The organism is Pseudomonas sp. HP_01 (assembly GCF_055284355.1).
This window is the reverse complement of the sequence record NZ_JBTOPV010000056.1, coordinates 123,074-138,040: the sequence shown is the minus strand read 5'-3', so window position 1 is coordinate 138,040 and position 14,967 is coordinate 123,074. Positions and strand designations below refer to the sequence as shown.

Sequence of the window (14,967 nt, the reverse complement as noted above, 5' to 3'; positions counted from 1 at the left end):
GCAGAAGAATCGGCGCAGTCGAGGAACAGGTTCTCCTAAGGAGAGACATTGTGAGTGAGTTAATTCGCGTACCCGACATCGGCAACGGTGAAGGTGAAGTCATTGAGTTGATGGTCAAGGTCGGTGATCGCATCGAGGCTGACCAGAGCGTGCTGACGCTTGAGTCGGACAAGGCAAGCATGGAAATTCCTGCGCCTAAAGCCGGTGTCATCAAGGCGATGAAAGTGAAGCTGGGCGACCGCCTGAAAGAAGGCGACGAATTGTTTGAGCTGGAAGTGGAAGGCGAAGCGGCGGCCGAGCCTGCTGCTGCACCTGCCGCGGCCGCGCCTGCCCCTACTGCTGAAAAGCCTGCCGAGAAGCCAGCCGAAGCCGAACCTGCGCCTGCCGCAGCGGCTGCACCTGCTGATTCGGAAACTGTCCAGGACATTCACGTCCCGGACATCGGTTCGTCGGGCAAGGCTCGCATCATCGAGCTGATGGTCAAAGTGGGCGACAGCATCGAAGCTGATCAATCCTTGATCACCCTGGAATCCGACAAAGCCTCGATGGAGATCCCGTCTCCAGCTGCAGGCGTTGTCGAAAGCATCAGCGTCAAGGTCGAAGACGAAGTCGGCACTGGCGACCTGATTCTGAAACTGAAAGTGGCGGGTGCTGCACCTGCTGCCGCGCCTGCTCAGGCGGCTGCCCCGGCTCCGGCCAAGGCTGAAGCGGCTGCTCCGGCGGCCGCTGCTGCTCCGGCTGCGAAAGCTGAAAGCTCTACTGCGCCTGCTGCCGCACCCGCCGCCGCACCTGCGAACAATGGCGCCAAGGTTCACGCTGGCCCGGCTGTTCGTCAGCTGGCTCGCGAGTTTGGCGTCGAGCTGAACGCTGTTTCGGCAACTGGCCCACACGGTCGCGTGCTGAAAGAAGATGTACAGGCCTACGTCAAATCCATCATGACCAAGTCCAAGGACGCGCCTGCTGCTGGCGGCGCTGCGGGCGGCATGGGCATCCCGCCGATTCCGGAAGTCGATTTCAGCCGTTTCGGCGAAACCGAAGAAGTGCCGATGACGCGTCTGATGCAGCTGGGCGCAACCGGTCTGCACCGCAGCTGGCTGAACATTCCGCACGTCACGCAATTCGACCAGGCCGACATCACCGACCTGGAAGCTTTCCGTATCGCGCAGAAAGCCGTGGCTGAAAAAGCTGGCGTGAAGCTGACCGTGCTGCCGCTGCTGCTCAAGGCCAGCGCGCATATGCTCAAGGAACTGCCGGACTTCAACAGTTCGCTGGCACCAAGCGGCAAAGCGATCATTCGCAAGAAATACTTCAACATCGGTTTCGCGGTGGACACACCGGAAGGCCTGCTGGTCCCGGTCATCAAGAACGTCGATCAGAAGAGCCTGCTGCAACTGGCGGCCGAAGCAGCCGAGCTGGCTGAAAAAGCGCGTTCCAAAAAGCTGTCGGCCAACGACATGCAAGGCGCCTGCTTCACCATCTCCAGCCTGGGTCATATTGGCGGCACCGGCTTCACGCCAATCGTCAACGCGCCGGAAGTGGCGATCCTTGGCGTGTCCAAGGCCACCATGCAACCGGTCTGGGACGGCAAGGCTTTCCAGCCACGCCTGATGCTACCGTTGTCGCTGTCCTACGATCACCGCGTGATCAATGGCGCCGCTGCTGCACGCTTTACCAAGCGTCTGAGCGAATTGCTCGCGGACATCCGCACCATTCTGCTGTAAGCCGTACAAGGCCCGTTTCATGCGAAACGGGCCTTCGCTTTTTCGAGCTGCCACGCTCGTACCTCAACCCCGCCCACTGGCGGGGCTTTTTTTGCCGTTTGAAAAGGCGTCCATTCACGACAACAAGTCCCTACAGTATTCGGCCGAGCTGCCGATAGCTGATGATGAACAAACACCAGCCGCCTGATCCTCACCCCGACAATCCGACCAATTACCTCCAGTAAATCAACCGTCTGCCGACAGATTTATAGCACTAAGCCATCGCGCTGACTTGTCAGCCCGTGCGCCATGATGCAACCTTGCGGCACGCGATTTAAAGACGGGCTCCTTGCCCGTGCGCGACAGCACCCTGAAAGCGAGTTCTTTCCATGAAAAGCCAACCCGATGCTGCCGGAAGACCGGCGGCCGAGGTCGTGACGCAACTACCGGTGCCCTCGCGGCTCGGCATGCTGCGTTTCGAGCGGCTGAACGAACCCGGCTGGGCCATGCTCTACCTGGATCCGAACTGCGAAAAGCAATTCAGCATGCCCGCCGTCGAGCTCTGCGCGCTGGTGGGTACGCCTTACGCCAGTCTCATGGAGCCCGAAGCGCGCTATCAATTGCACGACGCCGTGCAGATGCAACTGGCGGGCAGCGCCCATTACATCATTCGCTACACCCTGCACACGACGCGCGGCCCATTGGGGCTGGTGGAGATCGGTGAGGGATACAAGCAGCACAATCGGCATCTGCTGCGCGGGTATCTGATGGTGGTCGGTGAGCAAGCTGAGGCCGGCGAACTGGTCATGGGCCCCGATCTGGAGGTGCAGAACTCCCGCCTGCAGATCGCACTGGAGCTCAACCAGCGTGCCCAGCACGAACAATTGCTGCACCTTGAGCGAGTTCGCGCGCAGCAGAGCCTGATTCTGCGTCTGGCGCGCCATCGCTACAGCTCGAACAACTCACTGCAGGAAGCCGCTGAGCTGATCACCAGAAGCGCTTGCGAGATTTACGACATCTCTTGCGCCAGTCTGTGGAATCTCAACGGCAAGACCCTTGAGCCGATTGCCGAGTACCGCCGGGATACCAGCACGTTCCCCAAGACCGGCGCGATCGACATCAGCGAATTCCCCAGCTACCTGGACGTGCTGCACACCAGCCGCGCCATTGACGTCAACGATGTCGAGCAGGATCCGCGTACTCGCGAGCTGGTTCAGCGACTGCGCACCCAGGACATCACCGCGATTCTCGATGCTGGCGTGCGCATTGATGGCCAGGTGGTGGGCGTGCTGTGCCTTGAGCAGACCGGCACGCCACGGGAATGGCAGTCCGATGAGATTGCTTTTGCCGGTGAGCTGGCCGATCAGTTTGCCCACGCCATCAACAATCACAACCGCCGCACCGCCACCAGCGCCCTGCACCTGTTTCAGCGTGCCGTGGAGCAGAGCGCCAATGCGTTTCTGCTGGTCAACCGCGACGGCGTGGTCGAGTACGTCAACCCGAGCTTCACCGAGATCACTCAATACCCGGCCGATGAGGTCCACGGACAGCAACTCTCGGAGCTGCCGGCGCTGGAAAATCTCAGCCCGCTGCTGCTCGACGCGAATTCCAGCCTGGTCAACGGGAACAGCTGGCAGGGCGAGTTCAAGAGCCGACGCAAAAATCTGGAACCGTACTGGGGCCAGCTGTCGATTTCCAAGGTCTACGGCGACAACCGCGAACTGACCCATTACATCGGCATCTACGAGGACATCACCCAGGCCAAGCTCTCCCAGCAGCGGATCGAGCGCCTGGCGTACACCGACAATCTGACCAGTCTGGGCAACCGTCCGGCGTTCATCCGAACCCTGGACGAGCACTTTGCCCGGGACGTCGAGACGCCGATCAGTCTTTTGCTGGTGGACATCGACAACTTCAAGCGCATCAACGACAGCCTCGGCCACCAGACCGGTGACAAGCTGCTGATCAGCCTTGCCCGTCGCCTGCGCAATAGCCTTAACCCGACCGGCATTCTGGCGCGCTTTGCCAGTAACGAATTCGCTGTACTGCTCGACGACACCACTCCAGAGGAAGGCCAACGCGTCGCCAGCCAGGTGCTGAGCACGCTGGACAAGCCAATGTTCGTCGACAATCAGTTGATCAGCGTAACCGGCTCGGTGGGGCTGGCCTGCGCGCCGATCCATGGCCGCGACCCGCAGACGCTGATGAAAAACGCAGGCCTGGCGCTGCATAAGGCCAAAGCCAACGGTAAGCATCAGGTACAGGTGTTCACCGAAGCGCTGAACGCCGAGGCAAGCTACAAGCTGTTCGTCGAGAACAACCTGCGCCGCGCCCTGACACAGAACGAACTGGAAGTCTTCTACCAGCCGAAACTGTGCCTGCGCAGTGGCCGTTTGCTGGGCATGGAAGCGCTGTTGCGCTGGAATCATCCGGAAAAAGGCATGATCCGTCCGGACCAGTTCATCAGCGTCGCCGAAGAAACCGGCCTGATCATCCCGATCGGGAAATGGGTCGCGCGCCAGTCCTGCCGCATGAGCAAACAACTGACCGCTGCCGGATACGGCAAATTGCATGTGGCCATCAACGTGTCACCCAAGCAGTTTTCCGATCCGGAGCTGGTCTCGTCGCTGGCCGGTATTCTGCGAGACGAGCAGCTCGACCCGTCGCTGCTGGAACTCGAGCTGACTGAGGGCCTGCTGCTGGAAGCGACCGAAGACACGCGCCTGCAACTCGAGTCGCTTAAGACCCTCGGCTTGACCCTCGCGATGGATGACTTCGGTACGGGTTATTCGTCGTTCAGTTACCTGAAGAAATTCCCCATCGACGTGATCAAGATCGACCGCAGCTTCATTCGGGACATTCCCGATGATCAGGACGACATGGAAATCACCTCGGCGGTCATCGCCATGGCGCACAACCTCAAGCTGACCGTGGTCGCCGAAGGCATCGAAACGGCGGCGCAGCTGGCCTTTTTGCGTCGCCACCGCTGCGACGTTGGTCAGGGCTATCTGTTCGACAAACCGATTCCGGGCGAAGAGCTGATCGAGAAGTTGCGTCGCTACCCGCGCGGCCCTCTGGCCTGACACCCCCTTCCCCGCGTCATCTGAGTGCGGCACACTTGCCGCCCTGCATTTGCATCAGCCGATTCTGACCCCATATACCGTTTTCACTGACAACGCATGTCGGTTGTCCTGCCCCAGAGAGGATGTACCTCATGGTCTTGCGCTCGGAAATTCTTGTGAATAAAAACGCTCTCCCTACCGCCCAGCAAGCACTGCCTGGGCGCGAAACACCCATGGCCTTGCCTGAAACCCATTTCGTCAATGGCAACCCCCTGCTGGGACCATTCTTCGATGAAGTCGAGTTCGCCATCTTTGGTTTGGGTTGCTTCTGGGGGGCAGAACGTCGCTTCTGGCAGCAAGAAGGCGTGGTCAGCACCGTCGTGGGCTACGCGGGCGGTTTCACCCCGAACCCGACCTACGAAGAAGTCTGCTCGGGGCTGACAGGCCACGCTGAAGTGGTGCTCGTGGTGTACGAACCTGCGAAGGTCAGCTATGAGCAACTCCTGGCGATGTTCTGGGAATTGCATAACCCGACACAGGGCATGCGTCAGGGCAACGACATCGGCACGCAATACCGCTCGGTGATCTACGCGACTACGCCTGAGCAACTGCAGGCGGCCAAGGCCAGCGCCGAGGTGTATCAAGCCGAACTGGCCAAGGCCGGTCTGGGAGAAATCACCACCGACATCGACCAGGCACCCACCGTGTACTTCGCCGAGGCGTATCACCAGCAATACCTGGCGAAAAATCCACAGGGCTATTGTGGCATTGGCGGAACGGGTGTCTGCATGCCGCCGAGTCTGGCGGGGAACTAAGCAGTCCCACTGACACACCGCGCGCTTTTCGTGGGACTGGCTTAGCCGGGAAGACGTCGGATGTCGCGCCGCGAACTTGAGGGTGTTGCAACTGGCCTCTTCCCGGCTGAAGCCGGTCCTACTGACCGATCGCGTACACCTGTAGGACTGGCTTTAGCCGGGAAGACGTCGGATGGCGCGCGGCGAAATTGAGGGTGTCGCAACTGGCCTCTTCCCGGCGGAAGTCGGTCCTACTGACTGATCGCGTACACCTGTAGGACTGGCTTTAGCCAGGAAGACGTCGGATGTCCCGCCGAGAAATTGAGGGTGTTGCAACTGGCCTCTTCCCGGCTGAAGCCGGTCCTACTGACCGATCGCGTACACCTGTAGGACTGGCTTTAGCCGGGAAGACGTCGGATGTCGCGCCGAGAAATTGAGGGTGTTGCAACTGGCCTCTTCCCGGCTGAAGCCGGTCTTACTGACCGATCGCGTACACCTGTAGGACTGGCTTTAGCCGGGAAGACGTCGGATTTCGCGCCGAGAAATTGAGGGTGTTGCAACTGGCCTCTTCCCGGCTGAAGCCGGTCCTACTGACCGATCCCGTACACCTGTAGGACTGGCTTTAGCCAGGAAGACGTCGGATGTCGCGCCGAGAAATTGAGGGTGTTGCAACTGGCCTCTTCCCGGCTGAAGCCGGTCCTACTGAACATCAGCGTCCGCCAGAAATCTCCTGACAACCACTAGCCATACTTAAATCCGCTTTCTGCTTTTATTGTTTGTCCTCACACAAAGAGGAGCAATGGAATGCAGGAAATCAAACATGCGCGGTCTCTTCGTATCGGTCGAGCTTCCCAGCCTGGGAACGTCTATCTCGTGACCTCTGTGGTCAAGAATCGCCTGCCTATATTCAGTGACATTCAGATAGCCCGCAGGGTTGTCACAGAAATGCAGCACCTGCATGACTCAGAGGTTGTGCACTCAATGGCGTGGGTGGTCATGCCCGACCATCTGCATTGGCTGTTCGCGCTCAAGTCAGGGGCACTGCCCGCGCTCATGCAGGCGCTGAAGGGCAGAAGCGCATTCGCAGTGAACAAGGCTCACGGCGTGAAAACACTCACATGGCAAAAGGGTTACTACGATCACGGGGTCAGGGCCGAAGAAGACCTCGTCGAGATGGCGCGCTATGTTGTTAATAACCCGGTAAGGGCAGGTCTGGTGAGACAGCGGGAGGAATATCTATTGTGGGGTTGTGAATGGGTGCTCGATTAGGACTGGCTTTAGCCGGAAAGGCGTCAGACGTCACGCTGCAAATGTGATGGTGTCCGCATGGCCCCCTTCCCGGCTGAAGCCGGTCCTACGGACCGATCGCGTGGACCTGTAGGACTGGCTTTAGCCGGGAAAGCGCCAGACGCTTCACCGCAACAACTAACTCACTCCGCAATCAACCAATCCATCTTCCAGTCGCCCTGGGTCTGGCCGAGCTTCTTGGCCAACCATGGCATCAATTCGCGCAGTTCTTCTTCCAGTCCCCACGGCGGATTGGCGATTGCCAGGCCGGAGCCGTTGAGGCTGTTCGGCGTGTCCAGCGGATGCACGAACAACTCAACCCGCAGCAGCTTCGGCGCACCGGTTTCGGCCAGGTCCTGATAGAAACGCTTGAGCGCGCGCTGGTCCTTGATCGGGTACCAGATGGCGGCGACGGTCTGGCGCATTCGCGCGATGGTTTCCTTGAGAGCGACGGAGCAGCGCTTCATCTCGTCCAGTTGCTCGAACGGCGGATCAATCAGCATCACCGCGCGCTTTTCATGCACGGGCAACAAGGCGCGGGGCACATGCCAGCCTTCGCCCAGGTGCACGGCGACACGCCGGTCGTATTTCATGTTGTCTTTGAGCAGCGCGCCATCTTCGGGGTGCTTTTCGTTGAGCAGTACGCGGTCCTGTTCGCGGGTGATGCGGCGGGCCAGTTCGGGCGAGCCCGGGTAGTAACGCAGTTCCCCGGTCTTGCGGTTCATGTGGCGGATCGCGTCGATGTAACCAGCCGCCATTTCAGGCACATCGTCGGCATCCCAGAGGCGGCCGATGCCTTCGATCCATTCGCCGGTGCGCGTGGCCTGATCGCCCTGCAAGTCATACAGGCCGATGCCAGCGTGGGTATCGAGGTAAGCGAGTGGCTGCTCCTTGCGCGACATGAGCGCGATCAAGCGAGTCAGAACGATGTGTTTGAAGACGTCGGCGTGGTTGCCGGCGTGAAAGGCGTGACGGTAATTCATGGCGGCTCCTGGAAGGCTGCGGAGTTTATCAAAACAGCCGAAGTTGCGCAGACCGCTCATGCCCTGCCGACGGAGGGAGCCCAAACGACAGGCAAAAAAATCCCCGGTTAAGCCGTTACAAAACCGGGGTGAGGCGGTTGCGCGGACCAGAGGGTGACCAAACCGTAGTCTGCGCAATGTAAGTGGGGCGATTATGCCAAATGAACTAAACGGTTACATAGCCGAAAACGACACGGTTATACGCATGCCAGACATCCACCGAGCCAGCCCTTGCCGAGCCGACACGCACAGCACCAGAATCGGATCAATCTCAATAAAAGGAGCGCACGTCATGATGCATGCAGACCTCATCGACCAAGACGACCTGATCAGCCAACTCAGGGCGATCGGTCTCGACGTGCCCTCCGGCATCAGTGCCGAACAGGCTTGCGCCCAAGCGGTGCTCGGCCTGAATGGCGACCGCGCTCGGGCATTGCGCCAACTTGTGGAAAAGCTGCTGAGCGGCAGTGCAACCATTCTGCCGGCTGTACGCCAAGCCATTGATCAGCAGTTATTGCCTGCGCTGGCCACTTACAAACAGGGCCAAGCGCAGGCCTGAGCTAACCTTACGCGGTAATACGCAAGGGAACGTCGCCTTACAACCGCACACTCGCAAACGTCGATTCATTACGCGCCTGACTCAGCGCTGACAGCGGCCCGGACAACGGCGCGAGAACAAGCGACGGCGGGATCGGCAGCATTGCCACCTGTTGGGCGGTGTTGGAACCGACGCGCTCGTCCCGTGGCGGGATGCCGAAATATTCGCGGTAGCACTTGGAGAAGTGCGGCGTGGACACAAAGCCGCAGACCGACGCCACTTCGATGATCGACATCGGCGTTTGCTTGAGCAGCTGGCGGGCGCGTATCAGGCGCAGCTTGAGGTAATAGCGCGATGGCGAGCAGTGCAGGTATTTCTGAAACAGCCTTTCCAGCTGACGGCGGGACACGGCGACATACACCGCGAGTTCGTCCAGATCGATCGGCTCCTCCAGGTTGGCTTCCATCAGCGCAACGATTTCCTGCAGCTTTGGCTGGTTGGTGCCGAGCATGTGCTTGAGCGGAACGCGCTGGTGATCCTGCTCGTTACGAATCCGCTCATAGACGAACATTTCCGAGATCGCGGCGGACAGTTCGCGGCCATGATCACGGCTGATCAAGTGCAGCATCATGTCCAGCGGCGCGGTGCCGCCGGAGCTGGTGAAACGGTTGCGGTCGAGGGTGAACAGACGCGTGCTCATGGCAACGCGCGGGAAAGCTTCCTGCATCGCGGCCAGACATTCCCAGTGCACGCTGCAGTCGAACCCGTCCAGCAAACCCGCGCAGGCCAGAGCCCAGCTGCCGGTGCACACGGCGCCCAGACGACGGGACTGGCGCGCCTGACTCTGCAGCCAGCTGACGTGTTCGCGGGTAACGGTACGCTGAATGCCGACGCCACCGCAGACGATCACGGTGTCGAGTACCGGCGCTTTGTGCATGGCCGCGTCCGGGGTGATCTGCAGACCGTCGCTGGCCCAGACCTGGCCGCCATCCGCCGTCAGTGTGGTCCAGCGATACAGCTCACGGCCCGAAAGCTGATTCGCCATACGCAATGGCTCGACCGCTGACGCGAGGGAGATCAGTGTGAAGTTGTCCAGCAGCAGGAAGCCGATGGATTGGGGCGCACGGTTCTGGGGTTGAGCCCCGGAGTTGAACGTAGTCATCACACTTTCTCCTCACGCGTAAAACGGTTGAAGGCCTCAGCAGAGGCTCTCGTTGTATCGCCCTCATCTGCGGAGAGCTTGGTCATTGCAACGCAAATGCCATGCCTAAAGTTGAATGAGCATTCAACTACTCCCGATTGCGACGTCGCGAAGCGTCTATTCGGGAGCGACACAACGATTCAAATCGCGACGTCGTGGCGGCTGAGCCATAGGCGCTGCGGGAGGGATGAGCAATTCCGTATCACTTGTGTGAACCATCGGATAGGCAGGCGGTCGGGGAGTGTCACCCGACGCACGGGGTGATCGGTGGCCAGCGTCAGGCCGCAGATTCAGATGGCAACGCGCCAGCTCAAGGGAGACCACGCGCCAAAACGTAGCGGCCTCATCGAGCGGTGGGCGAAAAGCGAGCAGGCGGCTAAATGCGCCCCTGCTTTTATCCCAGAGAGTTCCCATGAACAGGCGTTACCCACTCAACACTCGACGGCGCTGACCGCCAGCCCGCCGCGCGAAGTCTCTTTGTATTTGTCGTGCATGTCGGCGCCGGTGTCGCGCATGGTGCGGATGACCCGGTCCAGCGAGATGAAGTGCTGGCCGTCGCCACGCAGCGCCATTTGCGCGGCATTGATGGCTTTCACCGCAGCGATGGCGTTGCGCTCGATGCATGGCACCTGAACCAGTCCGCCCACCGGATCGCAGGTCAGGCCGAGGTTGTGTTCCAGACCGATTTCAGCCGCGTTGCACAGCTGCGCCGGGGTGGCACCCAGGATGTCCGCCAGACCGGCCGCCGCCATGGCGCACGCCGAACCGACCTCGCCCTGACAGCCGACTTCGGCGCCTGAGATCGACGCGTTCTTTTTGCACAGAATGCCGATGGCTGCGGCGCCCAAGAGGTAATCGACCACGTTGGCTTCGCTGACCTCGTCGCTGAATTTGACGAAGTAATGCAGCACCGCCGGAATGATCCCCGCCGCGCCGTTGGTGGGCGCCGTGACCATGCGCCCTCCTGCGGCGTTTTCTTCGTTGACGGCCAGCGCGAACAGGTTGACCCACTCCATCGCGCTGAGCGTCGAGCCAATCACGTTCGGCTTGTTCAGCTCAAGAAGGCTGCGATGCAGACGCGCGGCACGACGACGCACGTTCAGGCCGCCCGGCAGGATGCCCTCGTGCTTCAAGCCCAGCTCGACACATGCCTGCATGGCACGCCACAGGTGCATGAGCCCGGCGCGGATTTCGTCTTCGCTGCGCCAGACTTTCTCGTTTTCCATCATCAGCTGCGACACTCGCAAACCGTGGGTTTCGCAGAGCATCAGCAGTTCATCGGCACTGGAGAAATCATAAGGCAGCACGGTTTCGTCGCGATCCAGCACGCCGCTGGCGGCCTGGGCTTCATCGACGACAAAACCGCCGCCCACCGAGTAATAAGTGTCGCGATGAAACTCGCCCTGCTCATTGAACGCGACCAGCGTCATGGCGTTGGGATGGAACGGCAGGCTTTCGTCGATGAGCAGCATGTCGCGCTGCCAGATGAAAGGGATCGGGCAATCGCCATTGAGCTTTAGGGTGTCGGTTTCACGCAGTTCGGCAATGCGCTGGCCGATAAGCGCAGGATCGATCGCATCGGGCCACTCGCCCATCAGGCCCATGATCACCGCGCTGTCGCTGCCATGGCCGACGCCGGTTGCCGACAGCGAGCCGTAGAGCCGTACTTCCAGGCGTTGCACCTGCGCCACTTGATCGCGTTCGCGCAGCCCCTGAACGAACAATGCTGCCGCGCGCATGGGGCCGACGGTGTGTGAGCTGGAGGGGCCGATACCGATCTTGAACAGGTCGAACACGCTGATAGCCATTAACCGCAAACCTCCGTAAACAGGGCTCCCGGCGCGCCGCGCGGCCGGCGACGGAGCTGCTACGCTCAAGCAGCGATCCATCGAGATGGCGGCATCATCAGCCTTTTGTTTTGCAGGGCGGCGTCTCACACCGACTCACCCATGCCCACCAACGTCGCGTCTGCTTGAACCGGTGCCTGAGCACGATCGGCTGCCGATTCGGGCACTTTTTGCCGTATCGTCACTCTGCTTTTGTCCCGGGAATCATTCGGCGAGCAGGGAAAAAACCTGTAAGCGACGTCACTGATACTGGATACGACGCCCTGTGTACTGGATACGACGCCCCCTGTAGGCGTTTGTTTTTCCCTGTTACATGATCGTTGTCGACTCAATCGCCAGACGCAGTGATGGAGCTGTTTTCCCAACTTGACTCGCCGACACCATAAAACGCATCAACTGCGGTTGATGCCGAGAAAAAAACACCAAAGGAGTCCAACATGAAAGGTTCACAAAGGCTGTTACTGGGCGTTGCGCTGAGTCTCCCGATCCTGGCCCAGGCCGCAGAGCCTGCCGCTTGCCAGATGGTCAATTTTTCCGATGTGGGCTGGACCGACATCACAGCGACCACCGCCGTCACCAGCGTCGTGCTGCAGTCGCTAGGCTACAAAACCAAAACCACGATGATTTCCGTGCCAGTGACCTACAAGTCGCTGGCCGATGGCAAAAACATGGACATCTTCCTCGGCAACTGGATGCCGACCATGGAAAACGACATCAAGGCCTACCGCGATGCCGGCACCGTTGAAACCGTCCGCGCCAACCTCGAGAACGCCAAATACACCCTCGCCGTTCCCCAGGCCCTTTACGACAAGGGGCTTCACGACTTCGCCGACATCGTCAAATTCAAGAAAGAGCTCGATGGCAAAATCTACGGCATCGAGCCGGGCAACGACGGCAACCGCCTGATCCAGAGCATGATCGACAAGAACGCCTTCGGCCTGAAAGACGCAGGCTTCAAAGTCGTCGAGTCGAGCGAAGCGGGCATGCTGTCCCAGGTCGACCGCGCTTCGCGACGCAACACCGACGTGGTGTTCCTGGGCTGGGAACCGCACCCGATGAACACCCGCTTCAAAATCAAATACCTCACCGGCGGCGATGACTTCTTCGGCCCCGACTTCGGCAAAGCCACCGTCTACACCAACGTGCGCAAGGGCTACACCACCGAGTGCAGCAACGTCGGTCAATTGTTGAAGAACCTGTCGTTCACGCTGCCGATGGAAAGCGCGTTGATGGGCAACATCCTCGACGACAAGAAAAAACCTGAAGTAGCCGCCAAAGCGTGGCTGAAAGCCAACCCTCAAGTACTCGACACCTGGCTGGCGGGTGTCACCACCGTGGACGGAAAACCTGGCCTGGAAGCCGCAAAAGCCGAGCTGACGAAGTAACGCGACAGGCAGGCGGGTACGCCCGCCTGTTGTCCTCTTTTCATCCCGCACGCGGACAACCCATACCATGCTGACTGATCATAAAATCCCCCTGGGCGAGTACATCGCCGGCTTTGTCGAATGGCTGACGCAACACGGCGCCAGCACCTTCGACGCCATCGCTTCCTCACTGGAAACCATGATTCACGGCCTGACCGGCGGGCTGACCTGGTTCAACCCCTTCGTGCTGATCGGCCTGGTTGCCCTGCTCGCTCACTTCATTCAGCGCAAATGGGGCCTGACCGCATTTGTGATCATTTCCTTCCTGCTGATCCTCAACCTGGGGTACTGGCAGGAAACCATGGAGACCCTGGCGCAGGTGCTGTTCGCCACGGCGGTCTGTGTGGTGATCGGCGTGCCGCTGGGCATCATTGCCGCGCACAAGCCGATGTTCTACACCTGCATGCGTCCGGTGCTCGACCTGATGCAGACCGTCCCTACTTTCGTTTACCTGATCCCGACCCTGACCCTGTTCGGCCTCGGCGTGGTGCCGGGCCTGATTTCGACGGTGGTGTTCGCGATCGCTGCACCAATTCGCCTGACGTATCTGGGCATCTGTGATGTCCCGCAAGAACTCCTCGACGCCGGCAAAGCCTTCGGCTGCTCGCGTCGTCAGTTGCTGTCCCGTATCGAACTGCCCCATGCAATGCCGAGCATCGCGGCCGGCATCACCCAATGCATCATGCTGTCGCTGTCGATGGTGGTGATTGCCGCGCTGGTGGGCGCGGATGGTTTGGGCAAACCTGTGGTCAACGCACTGAACACTGCTGATATCGCTCTGGGCTTCGAAGCGGGCCTGGCGATCGTATTGCTGGCGATCATGCTCGACCGGATCTGCAAACAACCGGACGCCAAAGTGAGGGCCGACGCATGAGCATCATCAAATTCGATCAGGTTGACGTCGTCTTCTCCAAAGACCCGCGTGAGGCACTCAAGCTCTTGGACCAGGGCCTTACGCGGGCCGAAATCCTCAAGAAAACCGGCCAGATCGTCGGCGTCGAAAAAGCCACGCTGGAGATCAACAAAGGCGAGATCTGCGTGCTGATGGGCCTGTCCGGCTCGGGCAAATCCAGCCTGCTGCGCTGCATCAACGGCCTGAACACGGTCAGCCGCGGTTCGCTGTTCGTCGAGCACGAAGGCCAGCAGATCAATATCGCTGCCTGCACCCCCGCCGAGCTGAAGATGATGCGCACCAAGCGCATCGCCATGGTGTTCCAGAAGTTCGCCCTGATGCCGTGGCTGACGGTGCGTGAGAACATCAGTTTCGGTCTGGAAATGCAGGGCCGCCCCGAGAAAGAGCGGCGCGCGCTGGTGGACGAAAAGCTGGAGCTGGTAGGCCTGACCCAGTGGCGCAACAAGAAGCCGGACGAGCTGTCGGGCGGCATGCAGCAGCGTGTCGGCCTGGCCCGTGCGCTGGCGATGGACGCCGACATTCTGCTGATGGACGAGCCGTTTTCGGCCCTCGATCCGCTGATCCGTCAGGGCCTGCAGGATGAACTGCTGGTGCTGCAGAAGAAGCTGAACAAGACCATCGTCTTCGTGAGTCACGACCTGGACGAAGCGCTCAAGCTGGGCACCCGCATCGCGATCATGAAGGACGGCCGGATCATTCAGTACAGCGTGCCGGAAGAGATCGTGCTCAACCCCGCCGATGAATACGTGCGGACATTCGTTGCCCACACCAATCCGCTAAACGTGCTGTGCGGTCGCAGCCTGATGCGCCCGATCACCCAGTGCACGCGCATCAACGGTTCTCAGGTCTGCCTGGACCCGAGCGACGACACATGGATTGATCTGTCCGAAGGCAACGCCATCACCGGCGCCCACCAGCATGGCGCGACCCTTGATCTGCAAAGCTGGGAGCCGGGCCAGTCGGTGGAAACCCTTGGCCGCAAGCCGACCGTCGTCCACTCCGACATCGGCATGCGCGACGCCCTGCAGATCCGCTATCACACCGGCAACAAGCTGGTGCTGCAGGAGAACAACCAACTGGTCGGCATCCTCGGCGACAGCGAGTTGTACCACGCATTGCTAGGCAAGAATCACGGCTGATAGCAGCTGCAAGCTTCAAGTTTCAAGCCGCAAGAAAAAG

General features: G+C 60.2%; 11 protein-coding genes. 8 read left to right on the top strand and 3 right to left on the bottom strand.

Features of this window, described 5'->3' with window-relative positions; genetic code table 11:
* Window positions 1-50 precede the first annotated feature (50 nt).
* The 4 genes from aceF to ACYAR8_RS22280 all read left to right on the top strand — a co-directional run bounded on the left by aceF (window position 51) and on the right by ACYAR8_RS22280 (window position 6,825).
* The gene (gene aceF / locus ACYAR8_RS22295) at window positions 51-1,721 is read left to right on the top strand and encodes a dihydrolipoyllysine-residue acetyltransferase (protein WP_463581077.1); all 1,671 of its coding nucleotides are present in this window, start codon (window positions 51-53) and stop codon (window positions 1,719-1,721) included.
* A gap of 368 nt (window positions 1,722-2,089) precedes the next feature.
* Complete coding sequence (locus tag ACYAR8_RS22290) at window positions 2,090-4,783, top strand: putative bifunctional diguanylate cyclase/phosphodiesterase (RefSeq protein WP_463581076.1); 2,694 nt, start codon at window positions 2,090-2,092, stop codon at window positions 4,781-4,783.
* A gap of 131 nt (window positions 4,784-4,914) precedes the next feature.
* Window positions 4,915-5,577 (top strand): peptide-methionine (S)-S-oxide reductase MsrA, encoded by a 663-nt coding sequence (msrA, locus tag ACYAR8_RS22285; protein WP_463581075.1) that lies wholly within the window; start codon window positions 4,915-4,917, stop codon window positions 5,575-5,577.
* A gap of 783 nt (window positions 5,578-6,360) precedes the next feature.
* Entirely contained in the window at window positions 6,361-6,825 is a 465-nt protein-coding gene (locus tag ACYAR8_RS22280; RefSeq protein ID WP_463581074.1) for an REP-associated tyrosine transposase, read from the top strand.
* A 161-nt stretch (window positions 6,826-6,986) separates the two neighbouring features.
* Here ACYAR8_RS22280 and ACYAR8_RS22275 read toward each other — a convergent pair whose 3' ends face one another.
* The gene (locus tag ACYAR8_RS22275) at window positions 6,987-7,826 is read right to left on the bottom strand and encodes a 23S rRNA (adenine(2030)-N(6))-methyltransferase RlmJ (RefSeq protein WP_463581073.1); all 840 of its coding nucleotides are present in this window, start codon (window positions 7,824-7,826) and stop codon (window positions 6,987-6,989) included.
* A 331-nt stretch (window positions 7,827-8,157) separates the two neighbouring features.
* Between ACYAR8_RS22275 and ACYAR8_RS22270 the strand changes: the two genes are divergently transcribed.
* Window positions 8,158-8,424 carry a hypothetical protein gene (locus ACYAR8_RS22270; RefSeq protein WP_463581072.1) on the top strand — a complete coding sequence of 89 codons (267 nt, stop codon included), beginning with the start codon at window positions 8,158-8,160 and terminating at the stop codon, window positions 8,422-8,424.
* A 37-nt stretch (window positions 8,425-8,461) separates the two neighbouring features.
* Here the strand turns inward: ACYAR8_RS22270 and gbdR are convergent, their stop codons facing one another.
* Both gbdR and ACYAR8_RS22260 read right to left on the bottom strand, forming a co-directional pair.
* Complete coding sequence (gene gbdR / locus ACYAR8_RS22265; protein ID WP_074892165.1) at window positions 8,462-9,565, bottom strand: choline metabolism transcriptional regulator GbdR; 1,104 nt, start codon at window positions 9,563-9,565, stop codon at window positions 8,462-8,464.
* A gap of 470 nt (window positions 9,566-10,035) precedes the next feature.
* Window positions 10,036-11,412, bottom strand: coding sequence for an L-serine ammonia-lyase (locus ACYAR8_RS22260; RefSeq protein ID WP_463581071.1), 1,377 nt, complete (start codon window positions 11,410-11,412; stop codon window positions 10,036-10,038).
* A gap of 476 nt (window positions 11,413-11,888) precedes the next feature.
* Here ACYAR8_RS22260 and ACYAR8_RS22255 point away from each other — a divergent pair, with 476 nt between their 5' ends.
* From ACYAR8_RS22255 to choV, 3 genes are all read left to right on the top strand, one after another.
* Window positions 11,889-12,836 carry a choline ABC transporter substrate-binding protein gene (locus ACYAR8_RS22255; RefSeq protein ID WP_074892161.1) on the top strand — a complete coding sequence of 316 codons (948 nt, stop codon included), beginning with the start codon at window positions 11,889-11,891 and terminating at the stop codon, window positions 12,834-12,836.
* Window positions 12,837-12,903: 67 nt separating this feature from the next.
* Window positions 12,904-13,749 carry a choline ABC transporter permease subunit gene (gene choW / locus ACYAR8_RS22250; protein WP_074892159.1) on the top strand — a complete coding sequence of 282 codons (846 nt, stop codon included), beginning with the start codon at window positions 12,904-12,906 and terminating at the stop codon, window positions 13,747-13,749.
* Window positions 13,746-14,927 (top strand): choline ABC transporter ATP-binding protein, encoded by a 1,182-nt coding sequence (gene choV, locus ACYAR8_RS22245; protein WP_074892157.1) that lies wholly within the window; start codon window positions 13,746-13,748, stop codon window positions 14,925-14,927. The genes choW and choV overlap by 4 nt, the downstream gene beginning before the upstream one ends.
* Window positions 14,928-14,967 lie beyond the last annotated feature (40 nt).

Excerpts from the sequence above, each read along its gene's own strand:
- ACYAR8_RS22270 (WP_463581072.1), top strand. The coding sequence starts at position 8,158 with ATGATGCATGCAGACCTCATCGACCAAGACGACCTGATCAGCCAACTC.
- ACYAR8_RS22255 (WP_074892161.1), top strand. The coding sequence starts at position 11,889 with ATGAAAGGTTCACAAAGGCTGTTACTGGGCGTTGCGCTGAGTCTCCCG.
- msrA (WP_463581075.1), top strand. The coding sequence starts at position 4,915 with ATGGTCTTGCGCTCGGAAATTCTTGTGAATAAAAACGCTCTCCCTACC.
- ACYAR8_RS22260 (WP_463581071.1), bottom strand. The coding sequence starts at position 11,412 with ATGGCTATCAGCGTGTTCGACCTGTTCAAGATCGGTATCGGCCCCTCC.
- gbdR (WP_074892165.1), bottom strand. The coding sequence starts at position 9,565 with ATGACTACGTTCAACTCCGGGGCTCAACCCCAGAACCGTGCGCCCCAA.
- ACYAR8_RS22290 (WP_463581076.1), top strand. The coding sequence starts at position 2,090 with ATGAAAAGCCAACCCGATGCTGCCGGAAGACCGGCGGCCGAGGTCGTG.
- choW (WP_074892159.1), top strand. The coding sequence starts at position 12,904 with ATGCTGACTGATCATAAAATCCCCCTGGGCGAGTACATCGCCGGCTTT.
- choV (WP_074892157.1), top strand. The coding sequence starts at position 13,746 with ATGAGCATCATCAAATTCGATCAGGTTGACGTCGTCTTCTCCAAAGAC.
- ACYAR8_RS22280 (WP_463581074.1), top strand. The coding sequence starts at position 6,361 with ATGCAGGAAATCAAACATGCGCGGTCTCTTCGTATCGGTCGAGCTTCC.
- ACYAR8_RS22275 (WP_463581073.1), bottom strand. The coding sequence starts at position 7,826 with ATGAATTACCGTCACGCCTTTCACGCCGGCAACCACGCCGACGTCTTC.